The sequence below is a fragment of the Streptomyces sp. ISL-99 genome (assembly GCF_018614005.1).
In the GTDB taxonomy this organism is placed as follows: Bacteria; Actinomycetota; Actinomycetes; order Streptomycetales; family Streptomycetaceae; genus Streptomyces; species Streptomyces flavidovirens.
This window is the reverse complement of record NZ_JAGGPC010000014.1, coordinates 60,164-81,015: the sequence shown is the minus strand read 5'-3', so window position 1 is coordinate 81,015 and position 20,852 is coordinate 60,164. Positions and strand designations below refer to the sequence as shown.

At 70.3% G+C, this 20,852-nt stretch carries 17 protein-coding genes and 2 pseudogenes; 12 read left to right on the top strand and 7 right to left on the bottom strand.

Going from position 1 to position 20,852, the window contains the following annotated elements; all coding sequences use genetic code 11:
• The first annotated feature begins 691 nt into the window (after nt 1–691).
• Nucleotides 692–925 carry a type II toxin-antitoxin system VapB family antitoxin gene (locus tag J7E91_RS09045; RefSeq protein ID WP_214900769.1) on the top strand — a complete coding sequence of 78 codons (234 nt, stop codon included), beginning with the start codon at nt 692–694 and terminating at the stop codon, nt 923–925.
• Nucleotides 922–1,329 carry a PIN domain nuclease gene (locus J7E91_RS09040; RefSeq protein WP_214900648.1) on the top strand — a complete coding sequence of 136 codons (408 nt, stop codon included), beginning with the start codon at nt 922–924 and terminating at the stop codon, nt 1,327–1,329. Before J7E91_RS09045 ends, J7E91_RS09040 begins: the two co-directional genes overlap by 4 nt.
• Nucleotides 1,330–1,419: 90 nt before the next feature.
• Here the strand turns inward: J7E91_RS09040 and J7E91_RS09035 are convergent, their stop codons facing one another.
• Both J7E91_RS09035 and J7E91_RS09030 read right to left on the bottom strand, forming a co-directional pair.
• Nucleotides 1,420–2,343 (bottom strand): phosphorothioated DNA-binding restriction endonuclease, encoded by a 924-nt coding sequence (locus J7E91_RS09035; RefSeq protein ID WP_308376245.1) that lies wholly within the window; start codon nt 2,341–2,343, stop codon nt 1,420–1,422.
• Nucleotides 2,344–2,452: 109 nt separating this feature from the next.
• The gene (locus J7E91_RS09030) at nt 2,453–3,529 is read right to left on the bottom strand and encodes an SEC-C domain-containing protein (protein ID WP_214900646.1); all 1,077 of its coding nucleotides are present in this window, start codon (nt 3,527–3,529) and stop codon (nt 2,453–2,455) included.
• Nucleotides 3,530–3,764: 235 nt separating this feature from the next.
• On the opposite strand from J7E91_RS09030, the gene J7E91_RS09025 reads away from it, so the two are divergent.
• Nucleotides 3,765–6,083 (top strand): ATP-dependent RecD-like DNA helicase, encoded by a 2,319-nt coding sequence (locus J7E91_RS09025; protein ID WP_214900644.1) that lies wholly within the window; start codon nt 3,765–3,767, stop codon nt 6,081–6,083.
• A gap of 619 nt (nt 6,084–6,702) precedes the next feature.
• Here the strand turns inward: J7E91_RS09025 and J7E91_RS09020 are convergent.
• Nucleotides 6,703–6,825, bottom strand: a pseudogene (locus J7E91_RS09020) (MerR family DNA-binding transcriptional regulator); the annotation flags it as partial.
• Nucleotides 6,826–6,990: 165 nt separating this feature from the next.
• On the opposite strand from J7E91_RS09020, the pseudogene J7E91_RS09015 reads away from it, so the two are divergent.
• From J7E91_RS09015 to J7E91_RS08985, 7 genes and pseudogenes are all read left to right on the top strand, one after another.
• Nucleotides 6,991–7,524 (top strand): annotated as a pseudogene (locus J7E91_RS09015) (alpha/beta fold hydrolase); the annotation flags it as partial.
• Between the two features lie 247 nt (nt 7,525–7,771).
• Nucleotides 7,772–8,173, top strand: a complete 402-nt coding sequence (locus J7E91_RS09010) for a MerR family transcriptional regulator (RefSeq protein WP_214900642.1) — start codon at nt 7,772–7,774, stop codon at nt 8,171–8,173.
• A gap of 495 nt (nt 8,174–8,668) precedes the next feature.
• The gene (locus J7E91_RS09005; RefSeq protein ID WP_214900640.1) at nt 8,669–10,168 is read left to right on the top strand and encodes a SulP family inorganic anion transporter; all 1,500 of its coding nucleotides are present in this window, start codon (nt 8,669–8,671) and stop codon (nt 10,166–10,168) included.
• 254 nt (nt 10,169–10,422) lie between these two features.
• Nucleotides 10,423–11,838 carry an enolase C-terminal domain-like protein gene (locus tag J7E91_RS09000; RefSeq protein ID WP_374224655.1) on the top strand — a complete coding sequence of 472 codons (1,416 nt, stop codon included), beginning with the start codon at nt 10,423–10,425 and terminating at the stop codon, nt 11,836–11,838.
• Nucleotides 11,835–12,626 carry an SDR family NAD(P)-dependent oxidoreductase gene (locus J7E91_RS08995; RefSeq protein ID WP_214900638.1) on the top strand — a complete coding sequence of 264 codons (792 nt, stop codon included), beginning with the start codon at nt 11,835–11,837 and terminating at the stop codon, nt 12,624–12,626. Before J7E91_RS09000 ends, J7E91_RS08995 begins: the two co-directional genes overlap by 4 nt.
• Nucleotides 12,623–13,630 carry an aldo/keto reductase gene (locus J7E91_RS08990; protein ID WP_214900636.1) on the top strand — a complete coding sequence of 336 codons (1,008 nt, stop codon included), beginning with the start codon at nt 12,623–12,625 and terminating at the stop codon, nt 13,628–13,630. Before J7E91_RS08995 ends, J7E91_RS08990 begins: the two co-directional genes overlap by 4 nt.
• A gap of 97 nt (nt 13,631–13,727) precedes the next feature.
• A complete protein-coding gene (locus J7E91_RS08985) occupies nt 13,728–14,588 on the top strand; it encodes an amidohydrolase family protein (RefSeq protein WP_308376242.1) in 861 nt (286 codons plus the stop codon).
• A gap of 169 nt (nt 14,589–14,757) precedes the next feature.
• On the opposite strand, the gene J7E91_RS08980 is transcribed toward J7E91_RS08985, so the two are convergent.
• The 3 genes from J7E91_RS08980 to J7E91_RS08970 all read right to left on the bottom strand — a co-directional run bounded on the left by J7E91_RS08980 (nt 14,758) and on the right by J7E91_RS08970 (nt 18,154).
• Entirely contained in the window at nt 14,758–16,359 is a 1,602-nt protein-coding gene (locus J7E91_RS08980) for a GAF domain-containing protein (RefSeq protein ID WP_214900632.1), read from the bottom strand.
• 29 nt (nt 16,360–16,388) lie between these two features.
• On the bottom strand, nt 16,389–17,426 hold the full coding sequence (locus tag J7E91_RS08975; protein WP_214900625.1) for a rod shape-determining protein: 1,038 nt from the start codon (nt 17,424–17,426) through the stop codon (nt 16,389–16,391).
• A 152-nt stretch (nt 17,427–17,578) separates the two neighbouring features.
• On the bottom strand, nt 17,579–18,154 hold the full coding sequence (locus J7E91_RS08970) for a hypothetical protein (protein WP_214900623.1): 576 nt from the start codon (nt 18,152–18,154) through the stop codon (nt 17,579–17,581).
• A 112-nt stretch (nt 18,155–18,266) separates the two neighbouring features.
• On the opposite strand from J7E91_RS08970, the gene J7E91_RS08965 reads away from it, so the two are divergent.
• Complete coding sequence (locus J7E91_RS08965) at nt 18,267–19,217, top strand: hypothetical protein (protein ID WP_214900787.1); 951 nt, start codon at nt 18,267–18,269, stop codon at nt 19,215–19,217.
• Nucleotides 19,218–19,269: 52 nt separating this feature from the next.
• Here the strand turns inward: J7E91_RS08965 and J7E91_RS08960 are convergent, their stop codons facing one another.
• Nucleotides 19,270–19,707 carry a MarR family winged helix-turn-helix transcriptional regulator gene (locus J7E91_RS08960; protein ID WP_214900621.1) on the bottom strand — a complete coding sequence of 146 codons (438 nt, stop codon included), beginning with the start codon at nt 19,705–19,707 and terminating at the stop codon, nt 19,270–19,272.
• Nucleotides 19,708–19,798: 91 nt separating this feature from the next.
• Here J7E91_RS08960 and J7E91_RS08955 point away from each other — a divergent pair, with 91 nt between their 5' ends.
• Nucleotides 19,799–20,818, top strand: coding sequence for an NADP-dependent oxidoreductase (locus tag J7E91_RS08955; RefSeq protein ID WP_214900619.1), 1,020 nt, complete (start codon nt 19,799–19,801; stop codon nt 20,816–20,818).
• Nucleotides 20,819–20,852: the final 34 nt, after the last annotated feature.

Here is a 20,852-nt window from a genome sequence, read left to right as displayed (position 1 = left end):
CGGACCGTCTTCCCCGCTGGCGCGGGGGTGTTCCGCAGATCCACTCCGCTGACGGTCAGGTTGCAGCCTCTTATCGTCGGTAAGTCACTCCGCTGCGCGCCGGTGCCGAACCCTGCTTGTGCCTGTGCTGATCTGAACCCATCGGTGTCGCGCTGGCCCTCGCGGGACGCTGTGTGGACGCGGTGTGGACACAAGCATCTGCACAGACCTTCAAAGGCTGCTGCAGTGCAACACTAGAAACGCGCCTTGACCTGCGGAAACGCCAAGAATCCGCGTAGAGAAGCAAAGGCCGTCACGATCACCAAAGGACTCATAATCCGTCGGCCGTGGGTTCGAGTCCCACCCGCCCCACCAAAGACTGGCTCTGAAGAATCGTTTCTACCTGCGGAAACGTAAGAACGGGAGTCACCGCTCCGAGGCGGCGACCCCCGTTCATTCGTTCAGACCAAGATCCAGTGGACACGTAGTGGACGCGGCGTGTCCGAAATGCGGCTCATGGTCGATGGGTCGCATGTGGCCTGAAAAGTGATCTGGGTAGATCCCGTCGCGTGCGCTGAGAATATGGGCTTGAAGCCTTGAGCGAGCTCGCCGATCCGGCTTCGCGCCGCCGCTCCTCGCGGAGCTCCCACAGTGAATGTTGGTGATGTATCTTAAGTATGTACATCATGGACTCATGAGTGGGGTGGTGAGCATGTCCGTTACCCAGATCGACCTTGATGACGAGGCGCTGGCCGAGGCGATGCGCCTGATGGGCGTGACGACGAAGAAGGAGACCGTCAACGCGGCTCTGCGGGATTATGTGGCTCGCATCCGGAGGCTTGAGGCTGCGGAGAAGTTGGCCGAGCGGGGCGAGCGCGGCGAGTTCGAGGAGGCCGCGGCTGCGCACGACGCTGCGAAGCGCGCGCGGCGGGCGGCCTTTGAGTGATCACATACCTCGTTGACACCTCTGCGCTGTGGCACCTGTTCCGTACCCCAGGGGCACTGCGCCCCTGGGAGGGGCACATCGCCGCCGGGGTGTTGCGTATCTGCGAGCCCACGCGCACCGAATTCCTGTACTCGGCCACCAGCCCGGCTCATCGCGACGAGTTGGCTGGGGAGCTGGATGCTCTGTGCCAGCTCTCGACGGTCCCCAAGAACGCGTGGCGCTGGGTCGGCACCGCCCAGTACAAGCTCACACAACGAGGGCAACACCGCGCCGCGGGAGCCATCGACCTCCTGGTGTGCGCGACAGCGGTCCACCACGGTCACACCGTGCTCCACGTGGACAATGACTTCGCCACCGTGGCGGCGGTCCTCAAGGAAGTACAGCAGCGCGACGTCCGCGCCTGACCGCGGCACGCTCATCGACATGGAGGAGCCCCCGAGCGAGACGGAGTATGCACCCTCGTCTCGATGTGGGGTGCCGCCGGACCCGATGAACTAAGCGGCCTGTGCTCCAGGCCGTTTGAAGACCTGCAACCCGTGCCAGACGACGAAGTCGGGGTCGACGGCGGGTCGTCCGGGCCTGGGCGTGGACAGAGGCTGCCCGTGCAGGGCGTCGATGGTTTGTCCCGCCTGGCTACGGGTCACGTACATCTGGGAGACCTGGATTCGCAGGTCCGGCATCAGGCCGATGACGCCCAGGTCGAAGAGCGTGTGGTGCAGGGAGCACAGCGCGAGGCCGTTGTGCATCTCGTCCGGCCCGTCCTGGCTGTGCCATCGGACATGGGCGGCCTCGAGCCCCACAGGGTTTCGGCCGAGCGCGCCGTCGTAGCCGCACATGGCGCATGCGTACGCGTAGGCGTGCAGGACTTCTTCGGCGAACCCGGGCCGGCGCTTGCGGCGCTTCTTCGTGGTCGGCTGATAGGCGGCGTCCTCCAGGGCTGCCAGATCGAGGCCGACGGCATCACAGATGGCGGCCTCCAGCGCGGGCGTGAAGTGTTGATCCAGCAGGAGCCGGGCAGCCGCCGCGAGCGTGCCCGAGTCAGCCAGCAACTTCTCGACCGGGGCAAGCAGTTGGCCGTGAGCTCCCCGCGTACGGAGCCAGCCCCCGCGCTCTGGGGCGTCCGGCCCGATGGGGTTGCCGTCGTGGTCGTGCAGGCCCCACAGCTCGCGCTCGAGATGTACGAAGGGCATCGCAGCCCGCTCCCGTGCCCTCGACCGGCTCATCACCGCCGGCCCGAAGTCGTTGATCAGACGGCTGACAGGCTCCTCAGCCTCGTCGTACGTCACTGTGGTACTGCCCGAGGTGCCGAACCGCCCGAGCAGCCACAGCAATAGCAGCGGCTTGTGCGGGGCGCGGCGACTACCTATCTGAGCACGCCGTAGCCCGGCCAAGGCGCTCATCAGTTCGTCACTGGTCACGGGACTCACTCTGCCATCCCACCGGAAGCGCGCACTGCCGCTCCGTGAGGGCGAGCGCGTCTGCGGCTCAGGGAGGGTGCCCTTCGTGCAAGGGTGCCGCAGGGGATGTTCAGGTGAGGGCTGGGTTGCCGTGGCACTTCTTGTACTTGCGGCCTGATTCGCACCAGCACGGTCCGTTGCGGGGCGGGGGCCAGGCCTCGGCTTGTCCTCGGGCGGCGAGGTCGGCGGCGAAGGAAGCACGCAGGCCTTCGGCGGCGGGGTCCTGGTCTTCGTCGCGGGCGTAGGCGGTGAAGTCGTCGACCGTGCCGCGGGCGGTGCCCAGGCGGGGGTGTCCCTGGTCGGAGTAGGTACGCAGCAGCTCCTCCACCCCACGCAGGTGGTGGGCGTGGTCGGTGCCGTAGTCGTCGGCGAAGGCAGGCCAGCGGCGGAGCAGCTCGGCGAACTCCTGCTCCGGCCAGAACACCGCACAAGTCAGCTGCGGTGTGCTCAGGGCGCTGCGACGCTGTTCGACCTGCTCGGTGAGCCGGGCGATCTCGGCGCGCAGGACTTCGGGGTCGTCGTTGTCGAGCTGGGCGAGGCGCTTGGGGTCGTGGAGCTCGTCCAGGGTGTGGGTGCCGCGCATCAGCGGCGGGAGCTGGTCGTGGACCTGGTCGGCGACATCGTCCCACCCGTCATGTGGGTCGCCGAGTTGGCGTCGGACGCGGTGGCGGCCGGTGAGCAGCATGTCGAGGCCGGGCGGGCCGGTGCGTACGGTGTCGGCAGCGAGCTGGGCGGCGGCGCCGAGGATGTGGCTGATTCCCGCGGTGAACCACTCAGCGGCCGCGTGCAGATCGCCGGCGGCCTCGAAGGTCTCACCAACGAAGTGCCAGGCATCGCCGTCGCGCGGATGCACAGCCCGCAACTGGCGGGCTGCCTGGCGGGCGTGAGTTTCGCGTCCGGCGTCGAACAGTGCGCCGATGCGGTAGGCGGCCACCATGTGCGGCTCGTCGCATTCGCCGGCCAGCAGCAGCTCGTACAGCTCAAGAGCGCGGTCGAAGTCCTTGGCCTCGCACCAGGCGTCCGCCGCCTCCAGCAGAATCTGCTCCCGGTCTTCGGGATGCCGGGCTGCGAGGGTTTCCAGTTCCTGGGCCGATGCGTCGGCGGAACGCGGTGTGGCCGGGGCGGAGCGGTGGCGCTTGGCGGACATATCAACAGGCTACCGGCGAGCCTGAACCTGAGAGGCGCCTATGCTCGCTCGGCGCCCGACCAGGCTCCCGGTTGCGGATGGCATTCGTTCTCCTCCGCCTCTGCTCGTGTCGCTCGTTGGGGTGAGGAGAATCCCTCAACCCTGCGACGGGGCGCCGCCTTGGGCCTCATGCTGACCTTGCCGTACCACTGCACCGCGTGGTCCGCCGCCGTACGTACCTCTGGAGATGGAGCACGTGCCCCACCAAACGTCCCCGGACGCCCCCGACGTGGTAGAGGGCGTAGTCGACCACCTGCTCCACATCAGCTACGACGAGCGCACGGTGCTCCGGCTGACCACCGCGACCGGTAACGAGGAGAGCGTCACCGCGCTCGGCAAGGCGCTCTTCGGCGCGCAGCCTGGGGAGAGTCTGCGGCTGCGCGGGACCTGGACCCAGCACCCCCGCTACGGACGGCAGTTCACGGCCGATCACTGTGAGCGCACGGTGCCCGCGGACGAGCGGGCAATCCGCCTCTACCTCGCCTCAGGCATGATCCGTGGTATCGGACCGGTTCTTGCCTCAGCGATCGTGGACACCTTCGGCGAGCAGACCCTGAAGGTCATCGACACCGAACCGCAGAGCCTGCTGGAAGTCCACAACATCGGGACGATCCGGCTGGCTCGGATCTGCGTGGCCTGGCAGGAGCAGAAGGTCATTGCCGAGATCATGGTGTTCCTGCAGGGCCTGGAGATCACCCCGGCGCTCGCGGTGAAGATCTACACCACCTACGCCGACACCGACGACGACCCGATGCACATCGTCCGCCGCACCCCCTACCGGCTGTGCCGGGACGTGCGCGGCATCGGCTTCGCCAACGCCGACAAGATCGCACTCGCCGTCGGTGTACCCAAACACAGCGACGAACGCCTCAAGGCCGCCCTGGTACACGAGCTGGACGAGGCCGGTGGCCGGGGCCACTGCCATCTGCCCGTACGCGTGCTGATCACCCGTACTCGTCGCCTGCTGACCGACGACGACCCCGCGTCCGAGGAGATCCTCGACAACGTAGTGCTGCGCCATGCTCTGGAGGCTTTGCGTGCCGAGGGCGAGGTGATCACCGAGACGCTGCCGCTGCCCGTCATGGATGGCACCGACGCGGTTGCGGACACGGAGATCGCCCTCCTACCGCGCTGGTACCGGGATGAGACTCAACTCGCCTGGCATGTCCGGCGCCTGCTCGGCTCGTCGTCCCAGATGGCCGAACTCGCCCCCTGGGCTGAGCGCCTGACCGCCCTGACCACGGATGAGACCGCCGGGCTGACCGGCGAGCAGCATCAGGCGATCCTCACCTCGCTCACTCAGCCCGTTTCCGTCCTGACCGGCGGTCCGGGCTGCGGCAAAACCCACACCCTGCACACTCTCGTCGAGATCGCCGACGAGGCCGGCGCGGTCGTCGCGCTCGCCGCCCCGACCGGGAAGGCCGCCAAACGCCTGGAGGAAACCTGCGGCCAGGCGGCAATGACCGTGCACCGTCTCATCCGGCCGCCCGACGGCGACTCCCTGTTCGACCACGCCAGCGTCCTCGAGGCGGCCGATCTCGTAGTCATCGACGAGGCCTCCATGCTCGACCTAGCCCTGGCCCGCAGACTCTTCGCCGCCGTCCGCGACGGATGCCACCTGCTGCTGGTCGGCGACATCAACCAGCTGCCCAGCGTCGGCCCCGGTCGCGTCCTGCGCGACCTGCTCGACGTCGAGGACATCCCGCGCACTCGGCTCACCAAAGTCTTCCGCCAGCACGACGACAGCGCCGCGATCGTGACCAACGCGCACCGGATCCTGCGCGGCGAACCACCGCAAGACGACCCTACGGTGTTCTGGAACCGCCCCGTTCCCGCCGCCGAGGACATCGCCCAGCGGGTGGTGGACCTCGTCACCGATCTCATGCCGAAGCATCTTGGGGCCAGCCGTGAGGACATCCAGGTCCTGTGCCCGGGCAAGAAGAACATCGCAGGCATGACCGACCTCAACCTGCGCCTGCAGCAGCGCCTCAACCCTCCATCCGACGACAAGCCCCAGCACTACCACGGCGGAACGGCATTCCGGCTCGGCGACCGCGTCCAGCAGGTTCGGAACAACCCCCACCGCGGCGAGGCGGGCGTGTTCAACGGCAGCAGCGGTACCATCACCGCCATCGACCTCGAAGCCCACCAGCTCTCCGTCACCTTCCCCGACTACGAGGTGGCCGCTTACCCCTTCACGGACCTCGACGAGCTGGTCCACGCCTACGCGCTGACCGTCCACCGCTCCCAGGGCAGCGAATACCCATACGTCATCGTGCCCATGATCAGCGCAGCCGGAATGCCGCTACTCCAGCGCAACCTTCTCTACACCGCCGTCACCCGCGCCCGTAAAGGCGTCATGATCATCGGCCAGACGGAAGCCGTCCAACGGGCCGTCGCCAACAACCGCACCCAGCGCCGCAGCACGGCCCTGACCCACCGCATCACCCACACCGCCGCCGCTGTGCCGTCACCCCGCCCCCAGACACCGACCGGCCAACTCGCCTGGGATTGAACGAAGGCGAAACGCTGACGGCACCAAGGCCGGCGCGCATAGCCCAACACGCGGCCCGTTCAGTCTCATGGCCGGCACTTGAGTCCGGTGAGCGGGAGGCGGCCTGTGTCGCTTCGTAGTGAGCGGCAACGCGCTACGCTGTGAACAGACGGTTGACCTGCGAAGCGGCCGTGCGGCTCCTCCCTCGGGCGACGAGGGCGGGGCCCTTTTCATCGGTAAGGCACTCCGCTGCGCGCCTCTTCGGAACCCTCGGTCCTCTGGGCCGCAGCCTGCACTGATGTCCTCGGCAAGTCCCCATGGGGTTCGAGGAAGGGCGCGAGTGGACACGCAGTGGACGGAAGGATCAGGAAGGACCGGGAAGCCCACGGACCGGGCCGATGGCATGTAGCCGTCTGACCTGTGAAAATGGGAAGATCGCGGCAGGATCGGGAAGATCACGGACGATCATGAAAGGACTCATAATCCGTCGGCCGTGGGTTCGAGTCCCACCCGCCCCACCACACAGTGGTTGCGCAGAATCGTTTCTGCCTGGGGGAATGCCGGTGTCAGCCGATCGGCGTCCGGCGCCCCGCTCGCGCGGGGGCCGCATCCCTCCGCGGCGGCGGTTTGCTGGTGCTCCGTAGTAGCGGTGGCCGTTGGGGCCGATCCCGGCCGGCGGCAGCAGAACGATCTCGTCGTAGTGCCGCAGAGTCCGGGCGATCACGCCCGACATCTGAGCGACCTCCGCGATGGGCCAGACCATTGCCGCTCCCTCGCGAATGCGTCACCGGGCCGGTCTCTCCGGCCGTGCTCAGGACGGTAGAAGCTGCCGTGGGGTGAAGCCACACTCGAGATCGCTCACGGAATGTGTGACACGGTCACCGCCCAGAGGTCATTTGCTGAAACGGCAACGAGGCTGGTTCTCCGGGACGAGGAGTTCTACGTCTCCTACTTCCAACAGCCAGGCCGCGCCGAGGCCGAGATCGAACCCGATGTGCGCGGCTGGCTCGCGGGTTTCTACGCGGCCATGTCGGGCGACACCATGCCCGCGTCGGGGGCTCCGGACCCGCACTTCGTCAGCGGGGGCGGCATGTTGCGTGACCGGTTTCCGGCCGGTCGGCTGCCCGCCTGGCTCAGTGAGGGCGATCTGGACGTCTACGCCGGGGAGTTCGAACACACCGGCCTGACCGGAGCTCTGAACCGCTACCGGAACATGGATCGCGACTGGGAAGACCTCGCGGCCTTTGACGGCGCCCCCGTCACCCAGCCGTCGGTGTTCATCGGCGGCCGCCTGGACGCCTCCACCATGTGGCTGGCCGACGCGATCAACGCATACCCCGCCACGCTGCCCGGGCTGAGCTCCTCCCACCTCCTCGACGACTGCGGCCACTGGATCCAGCAAGAACGACCCGCCGAGGTCAACAAGATCCTCACCGACTGGCTGACAACCCTGCCCCGCTGAAGCAGCCGCGCAGGGTGGGTGTGGCCTCCAGGGCGGCGACCGAGGAGGCGTCTGAGATGTGGGCGTCGGTGAGGTGGATGACTACGTCGTCCGGACCAAACTCTACCCTGACGTTAGGGAAGGGTGTGAGTTTGTGGCTTGTCCGATACGGGTGGGCAAGCCCTCGGCCATGCCATTCCAGCCACGTATGCTGGAGCGCTTCGATCTTTCGAAGGTCGGCGGGGGCAGAGAAGGAGAAAGCGCGGCCATGACAGAGCGGCAGATGCAGATCGGCGAGGTGGCCGAGCGGACGGGCTTGTCGCTGCGCACGATCCGGCACTACGAGGAAGTCGGCCTCGTCATCCCCTCGGCCCGCAGCAAGGGCGGCTTCCGCCTCTACACCGACGCCGATGTCGAGCGGCTGATGGTGATCCGCCGGATGAAGCCGCTGGACTTCTCCCTGGAGGAGATGCGGGATCTGCTGGACATCACCGACCGAATCGCTGCCACGGACGATCCGGCCACCGGTGAGGAGCGAGAGCGTCTCCGCGAGCGCCTCGACTCCTACCGCAAGGTCGCAGACGCCCGCTGCCAGACGCTGCGCGCCCAGCTGATGGCCGCCGAGGATTTCGCGGCGACGCTGAGGCGTCGGATGCGTGCAGGTCACTGACGTGTACCTCCGCGCCCCTGACGCGGGTCGGGGAAGTATCGGGGTCAGAGCGTTCGCTGCATCGCACCTTCCGGAAGGTTGCGGCTGAGCGGATTCGACGCGGGCCCTGTGGCGCCAGACAAGCGATATCTACCTCGATGTTAGAGTTGGATGCCCTGCGCTGATGTCTCGCTGCCCCTGCTGTTCATGGCGCGGACGGGCTCCGCGACTGGGGGGGGTGAGCCAGGACCGGGACCGACGACGTTCCCGGCGACGATCGACGGATACGGCGGGAGGGCGCGTGCGACTGGCCGCGATGCCGTATCCCCGCCTGCCCCGCCTGCCCGACAGCCTGACGTGCTGCCCGGTGTGGCACCACCTGACGTTGTCCGCTCCCTGAGGAACCCCAGGCCCGCCGCTCGCGGGCGTTCTGCGGGATGCCACCCGGCCTCTCGCGCTTCCATGCATGCTCCACGGTGTTGCGGGCGTGCCCGAGTACGACAGGTCCTGCTTCTCTTGTCTTCTTCCGTACTGTCCGCGGCCGACCGGCTGCGCGGTTACCGCCCGTCTTGGCTGTCCCCCAAGGTCTTCCGCACAGAGGTGCTCGCCGGCCTCGTGGTGGCGCTGGCTCTGATCCCCGAGGCGATCTCGTTCTCGATCATCGCCGGCGTCGACCCCGCCATCGGCCTGTTCGCCTCCTTCACCATGGCTGTGGTCATCTCGATCGTCGGCGGACGACGGGCGATGATCTCCGCCGCGACCGGCGCCGTCGCCCTGGTCATCGCGCCTCTCAACCGCGAGCACGGCCTCGGCTACCTGATCGCCGCCGTCATCCTGGCCGGCGTCATCCAGGTCGCGCTGGGCGCGCTCGGTGTCGCGAAGCTGATGCGGTTCGTGCCGCGCTCGGTGATGGTCGGTTTCGTCAACGCGCTCGCGATTCTGATCTTCATGGCCCAGGTGCCGGAGATGCACAACGTGCCGTGGCCGGTCTACCCGCTGATCGCGGCAGGTCTGGCGCTGATGGTGTTCTTCCCGAAGATCACCACCGTGATCCCGGCACCGCTCGTCTCGATCGTCATCCTGACCGTGATCACCGTTGCGGCCGGCATCGCGGTCCCGACGGTGGGCGACAAGGGCGCCCTGCCGTCCTCGCTGCCGGTCCCGGGCCTGCCGGACGTGCCGTTCACGGTGGACACCCTGGCGACGATCGCGCCGTACGCCTTCGCGATGGCGCTGGTCGGCCTGATGGAGTCGCTGATGACGGCCAAGCTCGTCGACGACATCACCGACACGCACTCCTCCAAGACGCGTGAGTCCATCGGCCAGGGCATCGCCAACATCGTCACCGGCTTCTTCGGCGGCATGGGCGGTTGCGCCATGATCGGCCAGACGATGATCAATGTGAAGGTGTCCGGGGCCCGCACGCGCCTGTCCACGTTCCTGGCGGGTGTGTTCCTGATGGTGCTGTGCATCGTCTTCGGACCGGTCGTCTCCGACATTCCGATGGCTGCCCTGGTCGCCGTCATGGTCATGGTCTCGTTCGCGACCTTCGACTGGCACTCCATCGCCCCCAAGACGCTCAAGCGGATGCCTGCCGGTGAGATCGCCGTCATGGCCATCACCGTGATCTGCGTGGTCGCCACCGACAACCTCGCCATCGGCGTCGTCGTCGGCTCCGTCACCGCTATGGTCATCTTCGCCAAGCGCGTCGCCCACCTCGCGAACGTCACCGCCGTCGTCGCCCCCGACGGCAGCAGCGTCGTCTACTGGGTGACCGGCGAGCTGTTCTTCGCCTCCTCCAACGACCTGGTCACCCAGTTCAACTACGCGGGCGACCCGGACAAGGTCGTCATCGACCTCACCGCGGCCCACATCTGGGACGCCTCCTCCGTCGCCGCCCTCGATGCCATCGAGACCAAGTACAAGCAGCGGGGCAAGACAGTGGAGATCATCGGGCTGAATATTCCCAGCGCCGACCTGCACAGCAAGCTCAGCGGCGAGCTCACCAGTCACTGACCCGTCCAGCCTCACGATGGCCTCCCGCCGGAGCGGGGGGCCACATTCATCGGATCAATCTGCCGCTTTTCTTAGGGAAACGGCGTCCCAGGGGTGTTGGAGGGGACGAAAGGTCTGATAAATATGCGTCGCGGACCCAGGCGGGCGGCACGGGGGCGCGGGAGATTGCGGGGTGGCGGAAAGGTGGGGGTGGCAGCCGCCGGCATCCCCTGTCCGCGCCAGAGCATCACCCCAGCGTGAGAGGCAGCCCTTACGTGACCGTGACCGTGACCGTGACCGCGGCCGGGACCCCCACAGGTCCCCGCATCACCGCCGTCGAGACGTACGACATCAGATTCCCCACCTCGCGGCAGCTCGACGGCTCCGACGCCATGAACCCCGACCCCGACTACTCCGCCGCCTATGTGGTGCTGCGCACCGACGCGCCGGACGGTCACGAAGGGCACGGATTCACCTTCACCATCGGGCGCGGCAACGAGGTCCAGGTCGCGGCCATCGAGGCCCTGCGCCCGCACCTCGTCGGGCGGCCGGCCGACGAACTGTGCGCCGACCCGGGCACGCTCGGTCGCGACCTGACCGGGGACAGCCAACTGCGCTGGCTCGGCCCGGAGAAGGGCGTGATGCACATGGCGATCGGGGCGGTCGTCAACGCCGCCTGGGACCTGGCCGCCAAACGGGCCGGCAAGCCGCTGTGGCAGTTCCTCGCCGACGCCGAACCCGAGTGGCTCGTCTCGCAGGTCGACTTCCGCTACATCGCGGACGTACTCAGCCCTCAGGACGCGCTGGAGCTGCTGCGGCGGGGCCGGGAGGGGCGCGGCGGGCGGGAGGCGCTGCTGCGCGCGAACGGGTACCCCGGCTACACGACGTCGCCGGGCTGGCTCGGTTACTCCGACGAGAAGCTGACCCGGCTCGCCCGGCGGGCCGTCGCCGACGGCTTCAGCCAGATCAAGCTGAAGGTCGGCGCGGACCTCGCGGACGACATCCGCCGCCTGCGGACCGCGCGCGCCGCCGTCGGCCCGGACATCCGCATCGCGATCGACGCCAACCAGCGGTGGAACGTCGGTGAGGCCGTCGGCTGGACGCGGGCACTGGCCGAGTTCGACCCGTACTGGGTCGAGGAACCGACCAGCCCCGACGACGTCCTCGGGCACGCGGAGATCCGCAAGGCTGTGGCTCCGGTGAAGGGCGCCACCGGCGAACACGTACAGAACCGCATCGTCTTCAAGCAGCTCCTCCAGGCCGGGGCCATCGACGTACTCCAGATCGACGCCGCGCGGGTCGGTGGCGTCAACGAGAACCTGGCGATCCTGCTGCTCGCGGCGAAGTTCGGGGTGCCGGTGTGCCCGCACGCGGGCGGCGTGGGGCTGTGCGAGCTGGTCCAGCACCTGTCGATGTTCGACTACGTCGCGCTGAGCGGGACCACCGAGAACCGCGTCATCGAGTACGTCGACCACCTCCACGAGCACTTCACCGAGCCCGTGGTGATACGGGACGGGCACTACGCGGCGCCGGACGCGCCCGGGTTCTCGGCCACGATGCGGCCCGGGTCGATCGCCGAGTTCACTTATCCGGGCGGGACGTCCTGGGCGGCGGACCTGGCCCCTGCCGCCCCTGCCGCCGGTGCCGCCCGTGCCGCCGCTTCCACCGCCGCAGAGGAGAGCGCCGTATGACCGACCGGATCAGTGCCCCGGACACCGACCCCAACCGCCTCGACGGTCTCAAGGCACTGGTGACCGGCGGTGCCTCCGGCATCGGCCTCGCCACCGCCCGGCTGCTCGCCGCACGCGGCGCCGACGTCGCCGTACTCGACCTGGACCCGTCCGGTGCGCGGGCGCCGCTGCACGGGATCAAGGCGGACGTCTCGGACGACACGTCCGTACGGGAAGGAGTCGGCGCGGCGGTGGAACGGCTCGGCGGGCTCGACATCCTGGTCAACAACGCGGGCATCGGCGCCGCGGGCACCGTCGAGGACAACGACGACGCACGGTGGCACCGCGTCCTGGACGTCAACGTCCTCGGCACGGTCCGCACCACCCGGGCCGCGCTGCCGCACCTTCGGCGGTCCGCGCACGCGGCGGTCGTCAACACCTGCTCGATCGCCGCGACGGCCGGTCTGCCGCAGCGTGCGCTGTACAGCGCCAGCAAAGGCGCGGTGTTGTCGCTGACCCTCGCGATGGCGGCCGACCACGTACGGGAAGGGGTACGCGTGAACTGCGTGAACCCCGGCACGGCCGACACCCCCTGGGTCGGCCGCCTGCTGGACGCCGCCGACGACCCGGAGGCCGAGCGCGCCGCGCTCAAAGCCCGTCAGCCCATGGGCCGCCTCGTCAGCGCCGAGGAGGTGGCCGCCGCCATCGCGTACCTGGCCAGCCCGGCGGCGGCCTCCGTCACCGGCACCGCGCTCGCGGTCGACGGCGGCATGCAGGGCCTGCGACTGCGCCCGGCGGCGGCCCGGTGAGCCTTCCGGGGGACGTCGCCACCCTCGGGCGCAGCGGTGTGCCCGTCACCTCCCTGTCCTTCGGGGCCGCCGCGCTCGGGAACCTCTTCGCGCCCGTCACCGACGAGGCGGCCGCCGCGGCGGTCGAGGCCGCGTGGGAAGCCGGTATCCGTTACTTCGACACCGCCCCGCACTACGGCCTCGGGCTCTCCGAGCGGCGGCTCGGGGACGCCCTGCGCGGGCGGGCCCGTGACACGTACACCCTCTCCACCAAGGTGGGACGGCTGCTGGTCGCGGACGGGCGCGGCGGTACGGACGGCGAGGGCTTCGCCGTGCCCGCCACGCACCGCCGCGTCTGGGACTTCAGCGGCGACGGCATCCGCCGTTCCGTCGAGGACAGCCTGCAGCGGCTCGGCCTGGACCGGATCGACGTCGTCTACCTCCACGACCCCGACGACCACGCCGAGCAGGCGTTCCGTGAGGGCTACCCGGCGCTGGAGCGGCTGCGCGCCGAGGGCACCGTACGGGCGATCGGCGCCGGCATGAACCAGACCGCGATGCTCACCCGCTTCCTCCGCGACACCGATGTGGACGCGGTGCTGTGCGCGGGCCGCTACACCCTCCTCGACCAGCGCGCGGCCGGCAGCGTCCTGCCCGAGGCCGCCGCGCGCGGCAAGAGCGTCGTCGTCGGCGGGGTCTTCAACTCCGGCCTGCTGGCCGACCCGCGCCCCGGCGCGACGTACGACTACGCTCCCGCGTCGATGGACCTCCTCGGCCGCGCCCTGCGCACCGAGGCCGTCGCCGCGCGCCACGGCGTCCCGCTGCGCGCCGCCGCCCTGCGTTTCCCCTTCGGCCAGGCCGCGGTGGCGAGTGTGCTGGTCGGAGCGCGGTCGGCGGCGGAAGTGGCGGATGCGACCGCCATGTTCGCGACACGCGTGCCCGCCCGGATGTGGGAGGAACTGCGTGGGGAGGGTTTGCTGGGGGCGGACGTACCGGTCCCGGTGGAGGTCGGGAAACAGCCATGAGAATCGCCCTGTTCATCACCTGCTTCGGCAGCACGATGTTTCCGGACACGGGACTGGTGGCGGCGATCCGTGGGGCCGGGGCCGACGAGTGGGAGCTGTGACCGCTGTGCGTCGCCTCTTGGATGCCCACCACCACGTGTGGGACCTGTCCGTACGCGAACAGGACTGGATCACCGGGCCCGAACTCGCCCCGATCCGGAGCGACTTCCTGATCGACGACCAGGTTCCGGAGGTCGCGGCCTCGGGGGTCGACGCGACCGTACTCGTCCAGACGGTCACCGTGCCCGAGGAGACCCCCGAGTTCCTCGCGCTGGCCGCCACCAGCGATCTGATCGCGGGGGTGGTCGGCTGGACCGACCTCACCGCGCCGGATGTCGCCGACGCGCTCGCCGGACTGCGCGAACTCCCGGGCGGCGACCGCCTGGTGGGCATCCGCCACCAGGTGCAGAGTGAGCCGGACCCCGAGTGGCTGCTGCGGCCGGACGTGCGGCGCGGGCTGGCGGCGGTGGCGCGTGCGGGGCTTGCGTACGACCTGGTGGTCCGGCCGGGGCAACTGGCCGCCGCCGCGAAGGCGGCGGCCGCGCACCCGGGCCTGACCTTCGTCCTCGACCACCTGGGCAAGCCGGCGGTCGCGACCGGGGAGCTGGAGCCGTGGGCTTCGGACGTACGCCGTCTCGCCGCCCTGCCCAACACGGTCTGCAAGCTGTCGGGGCTGGTCACCGAGGCGGACTGGGCGACCTGGACGGTGGCGGACCTGCGCCCGTACAGCGACACGGCACTCGACGCGTTCGGGCCGTCCCGGCTGATGTTCGGCTCGGACTGGCCGGTGTGCGGACTGGCGTCGTCGTACGCGGGGGTGCTGGCGGCGGCGCGGGAGCTGATGGCGGGGCTTGGCGAGGCGGAGCGGGCGGACGTCTTCGCGGGGACGGCGGACCGGACGTACGGGCTGCGGGGGTAGGGGGGGCAGGGCGGGCCGCTGCGCGGGCCATTTCCGGGGCGCTGCCCCGGACCCCGCCCCTCAAGCGCCGGAGGGGCTGAAGTGGCCGCAAGCGGCGACATCCGGCCCAGCCCGTCCGAGGTCTGGGGCTTGCCCCAGTTCGGGAAGGGCCGGTCGGGGACAGGCCGCGTCAGAGTGGTGCCTCCCAGGTGGCCGTCGTGCCGCGGCGCCCCGCCTCCGTCGCCCCGTCGTCGGTCACCGTCAGGCGTACGGCCTCCCGCCCGTCCGCCAGCCTCGCCTTCCCGTCGATCTCGACGCGCACCGACGTGACCCCCGCCCGCCGGTGCGCCGCCGCGAGCGCGCCACGCAGCTCGGTCAGCAGCTGCCGGCCCACCGGTTCCGGCACCAGGGCGTCCACCGCGCCCGCGAAGTGCACCGACGGCTGGAAGCCCAGCAGCGTGGCCGCGCCGGCCGTCTCGCGCAGGACCCGGCCCCGGAACGTGGCGGGCACGTCCGCCGGGGGCTGTTGCAGCGCGAAGATCGCCGTCCGTACCTCCTGGATGGTGGAGTCCAGCTCGTCGACGGCCGCGCCGAGCAGTTCGTCCAGGTCCTTCGGCGTTTCCGTCGCCGAGGCCGCCCGCCGCCGGGTGGACTCCAGCATCATCTCGGTGGCGAACAGCCGCTGTACGACCAGGTCGTGCAGGTCACGCGCGATCCGGTCGCGGTCCTCGAACACCGCGAGCCGCTCCCGGTCCTGCCTGCTGTCAGCCAGCACCAGCGCCAGCGCCGCCTGCGAAGCGAACTGTGAGGCGAGCAGCCGGTCGACCGCCGAGTACGGAGGGCCGCCGCGCCGCCTCGGCAGGGCGAGCGTGCCGATCAGCTTGCCGCCGCTCTGGAGCGGCAGCATCATGCTCGGCCCGAAACGGGCCCGTACGCGCGTCGTCATGCGATCGTCGGTTGCCGAGTCCTCGATGAACACCGGCTCTCCGCCGAGCAGTTGCTCCAGGACCGGACTGCCGCGCTCGATGACGGTGCCGATCAGGTCGGCCGGGTCGTCGTGGGTGGACGCGGCGACGATCTCCATGCCGCCCTCGGCGGTGGGCTGGAGGACCACGCCCGCCGAGGCGTCGGCGAGGATACGGGCCTGCTCGGCCACCGTCATCAGCGCGTCCTCGGCACTCTCCCCGGTCAGGAGCGCGGTGGTGCAGGCGGCGGCGCCCTCGATCCAGCGCTCCCGTCGGCGGGCCGTCTCGTACAGCCGCGCGTTGCCGATCGCGATGCCCGCCTGCGAGGCGAGGACCCGCAGCAGCGCCAGGTCGTCCGTGGTGAAACCGGCCGCACCGGCCGCCGCGTCGGCCTCCCCCTGTTTGTCGGTCAGGTAGAGATTGCCGAAGATCTCGGTGTGGACCCGGATCGGGACGCCGACGAAGGACTTCATGGCGGGGTGACCGCGTGGCAGGCCGGCCGAGCGTACGTCGGCCGACATGTCGGGGACGAGCAGGGGCCGCCGCTCCCGGAGGAGGTGCCCGATCAGCCCGGTGCGTCCGTCGGGCAGCCGGCCGACGCGCTCGCGCGTCTCCGCGTCGATGCCCGAGGTGAACAGCTCGGTGATGTCCCCGCGCTCGGGATCGACGACTCCCAGCGCGCCGTACCGCGCCCCGGCCAGCTCGGTGGCGGTGTCCACGATCTGCTGGAGGGCGGCGTGCAGCTCGAGCTCGGAGCCGACGTTCAGCACGGCTTCCAGCAGCATCGGCAGCCGGGGCGCCACGCTCCCGCCGCTTTCCGGGCTCATGCGCCGCCCTGTACGCGCGCCGCTCAGCCCTAGCCGCTGATCGGGTTGAGGGTCATCGGCTGGATCTTGCCCTCCAGCATCGCCCCGAGCCCGAGTACGGAGCAGACGTCGGGCCGCTCCGCGATGTGCACCGGCATGCCCGTCGCGTCGCGCAGCATCTGGTCGAGGCCCGGCAGCAGAGCACTGCCGCCGACCATCATGATTCCGCGGTCGGCGAGGTCGGCGACCAGGTCGGGCGGGCAGTCGCGCAGCACCTTCCCGATGCCGTCGATTACGGCGGTGAGGGGGGTGTGGATGGCCTGGCGCACGGCGGCGGTGTTGACGTGTACGGAGCGGGCGAGGCCGGTGGCCACGTCCCGGCCGTGGATCTCGGTGGACGCGGGGCCCTCCGCGGTCAGGCCGTTGCCCCTGAGTGCGAGCTGGAGGGGGCGTACGGACTGGCTCGGCAGCATCAGCTCGTGCTCCTGGCGCAGGTGCTGGATCACCGCGTGGTCGATGGCGTTGCCGCCGATCGGGATGCGCTGGGCGGTGACGATCGAGCCGAGTGAGAGCACCGCCACCTGGGTGGTCGCCGCACCGCACACCATGATCATGGTGGCCGACGGCTGTTCCACGGGCAGTCCGCAGCCGACGGCCGCGGCGATGAGCGTGTCGACGAGTTCGACGCGGCGCGCGCCGAGCCCGATGAGGGTTTCGACGGCCGCGCGCTGGGCGAGCGGGTCGCTGTCGTGCGGGGTGCAGGCGGCGGCGCGAAGGCGCGGCTTGCGGCGGAGCTGGCGCCGGAGCTTCTCACCGAGGAGGTGGCGCAGCATGCGCTGGGCCATCTCGATGTCGACGACGGTGCCGCCCTTGACGGGGCGTACGACACGGATGTAGTCGGGCGTACGGCCCGTCATCTGTTCGGCGAAGGCGCCGACGGCGATGAGCGCGCCGGTGCGGGTGTTCACGGCGGCCACACTCGGCTCGTCGACGACGAGCCCCACACCCTTCACGAAAACCCGGGTCCTGGCGGCCCCGAGATCGACGGCGATATGGCAACGGCGCAACTGCTCAAGACTGACGGTCACGGCAGGTTCTCCCGAGAGCGCTGACGGACCGGCGGGTGCCGGTCCTGCTTCGCATCGTGCGTGGGCCGGTGGCCGGGCGCGCGCTGGGTGAGCCGGTCGGGCGTACGAGCTGACAGCGTGCCAGGAGCCGGTTCGAGCCGCTCCGGCCCATGTCATGCGCCGTCAGGAAACCCCACGCGCTGCAACAAACCCCAGGTGAACTCGGCGACGCAGGGTTTGCCGCCGGGCAGCGTCAGCCCGAGCCGCCACCGGGTGGGCGCGGTTCCCTCCATCGGGCGAGCCGGGGGGAAGGCGCGGGCCACCTCGTCGACGGTGCACGACCAGGGGCGCAGGTCACCGGCCGTACGCAGCTCGGGGCCCGGCGCGCCGGGGGCCCGGACCAGCCATTCGTTCCATACGGCGCCGCCCGGCGCGGTCAGCACCTCGAAGCGCAGGCCGGGCCAGAGCGGCACCGGCCAGGCCAGGGCGTCGCACTCCAGGTCGCCGATCCTGCGGCGTACGGACGTCTCGGGCGGCCCGAGCACCGAGCGGTAGCGCGCCACGGAGCCGCGCGCCCGCGGCGAACGCACTATCGCCTGCCAGCGGCGATTGGCCTCGCGCATCTCGGCGAGCGTCACGCCCAGCTCGCGGCGGGCGTCCTCGACCAGACCCGGCTGGTGGTCGGCCATCCGGCGCAACAGCACCAGCTGGAAGTCGAGCGGCCCGAAGGGGTGCGTGCTCGTATGCATACGTCCATCCTGCCCTGCCCCACTGACACGCCGTGGAATACGCGCTTCCACACAGGATCCTCACACCATCGGCTCCCGATGTTGACCCTGTGACGCATAACCTGCGGGCGCCATGGACTACTGCTACTCCTGCCGCAGGCACCTCAACGGCGCTCTGGCCTGCGCCGGATGCGGAGCCCCCGTCGGTGCACTCGGCTACGCCGCGCCCGAAAGCCAGGTCGCGCCCGAAAGTTACGCCGCGCCCGCGAGCTATGCCGCGCCCGCGAGCCACGCCGCGCCTGAGGTGCCCGCCGGATACGACGTCCCTCACCGTGCGGGCGTTCCCGACGCTTACGGCGGGCCTGGGGTGCACGGCGTCCACGGTTATGACGTTCCCGGGGCGCAGGGCAGTGACGACAGTCACACAGTGGCCGCTGAGCCCGACGCTGACGCGGCGACGCCCGGCGACGAGACCGCCCCCGCCGGCCCCGGCCGCGCCGCCCGGCGTACGGAGCGGGCCCGCAGTGGCCGCAGGGCGCACCGGCGCCGGGGCCGCAAGGTGGCCCTCGTGAGCATGGGGCTGGTGCTGGCCGGCGGTGCGCTGAGTCTGGCCGAGCTCGCCACGGAGTCCTCGGGCAGGGGATGGGTGTCCGGGGTCGTGGGGGGCGGCGACGAGGATGAGGACGAGGGCGGCCCGGGCGAGCCGGTCGCGACCAGTGACGGAGGGACCGCCGGCGCCGGCGAGGCCGTGGGCGCGGTGGCGGGCCCCTCGGCGTCCGGGCGTACCGCTTCCGCTTCCGCGTCGGCCTCCGCCTCGGACAGTGGCTCGCCGTCCGCCAAGCCCTCGAAGTCCGCTTCGGCGAAGGCCACGGACACCGTAGGCGCCACCGCCTCCGACCCCCAGTCGGCGCCCGCAGGCGCGCCGCCGGAGCCGGGCGGCGGCGCGTCGTCCGCACCCGAGCCCGAGCAGCCGCCCCCGCCCCCGCCGCCGGCGTCGTCCGCGGACCCTGCCCCCCCGCCCCAGCCGACACCGGAGCCCACGCCGACCGAGACCTGCGACCGGTTCCTGTGGTGGTGCACCTGAGGCGCGCCTGAGCCGGGCCGGGGCGTGCCCCGGGCCGGAGCTGCCCGGGCGGTCAGTTCCCGAGCATCCGCTTCAGCAGGTCGCGCAGTGCGGTGCGCTCGTCGTCCGACAGCTCGCCGAGCGGCTCGCGCGCGAAGTCCAGCGATGCGCGCAGCCTGGCCGCGGTGCGCCGCCCGTCCTCGGTGACGGCGGCGAGTTTGACGCGCCGGTCGGCCGGGTCGGGCTGCCGCTCGACCAGTCCGCGCGCCTCCAGCCGGTCGACGATCCCGGTGACGTTCGACGGCTCGCACTTCAATTTCCTGGCAATACGCCGCATGGGCATCGCCTCGATGGAGAGCAGACCCAGCACGCGCGCCTGGGCGCCGGTGAGTGAGTGTTTGGCCGCCGCCTCGTCGTACTCCTCGTGGTAGCGGGAGACGACCTCGCCGATGAGCTCGACGACTTCGAGAGTCAACGGGTCTGGGCGAGGCGGGTCTGTGCGAGGGGCCATGGAACCCATCGTAGCGATTTACTTGACAAGATTAAATATCCAGGCGCATGGTTGTTTCAGTACCTGAAGCTTTTCAAGGAGGTCGCATCGCATGACCGCACTGCCCACGACCGGCCGCTCCTGGCACCTCGTCGCCCGCCCGCACGGCTGGCCCAAGCGCGAGGACTTCGCACTGCGCGAGGCCCCGGTGGCCGAGCCGGGCGCGGGCCGCATCCTGGTCCGCAACCTCCACTTCTCGGTCGACCCCTATATGCGCGGCCGTATGAACGACGTGAAGTCGTACGTCCCGCCGTTCAAGCTGGACCAGCCGATGGACGGCGGCGCGGTCGGCGAGGTCATCGCCTCCGCCGACGAGCGCTTCGCCGTCGGTGACCACGTCCTGCACGGTCTCGGCTGGCGTGAGTACGCCGACGTCGACGCCAAGCACGCCACAAAGGTCGACGCCGCGCTCGCCCCGCTCTCCGCCTACCTCGGCGTCCTGGGCATGCCGGGCCTCACCGCCTACGCGGGCCTCTTCGAGGTCGCCTCCTTCAAGGAGGGCGACGCCGTCTTCGTCTCCGGCGCGGCCGGAGCCGTCGGCAGCCAGGTCGGCCAGATGGCGAAGCTCCGGGGCGCCTCGCGCGTCATCGGTTCCGCGGGCTCCGACGAGAAGGTCAAGCACCTCGTCGAGGACCTCGGCTTCGACGCCGCCTTCAACTACAAGAACGGCCCCGTGGCGGAGCAGCTGCGCGAGGCCGCGCCCGACGGCATCGACGTCTACTTCGACAACGTCGGCGGCGACCACCTCGAAGCGGCCATCGGCTCGCTGAACGTGCACGGCCGGGCGACCATCTGCGGCATGATCGCGCAGTACAACAACACGGAGTCCACGCCGGGTCCGCGCAACATGGCGCTGATCATCGGCAAGCGGCTGCGCCTCCAGGGCGTTCTGGTCAGCGACCACGCCGCGCTCCAGCCGCAGTTCGTCGAGGACGTCTCGGCCTGGATCCGCTCCGGGGAGCTCAAGTACAGCGAGACGTTCGTCGAGGGCATCGAGAACGGCTACGACGCGTTCGTCGGTCTGCTCCGCGGCGAGAACACCGGCAAGATGGTCGTTTCCGTCACCCGATAAGCTCACCACCAGCCGCCGCGGTCGTGGGCGCGAG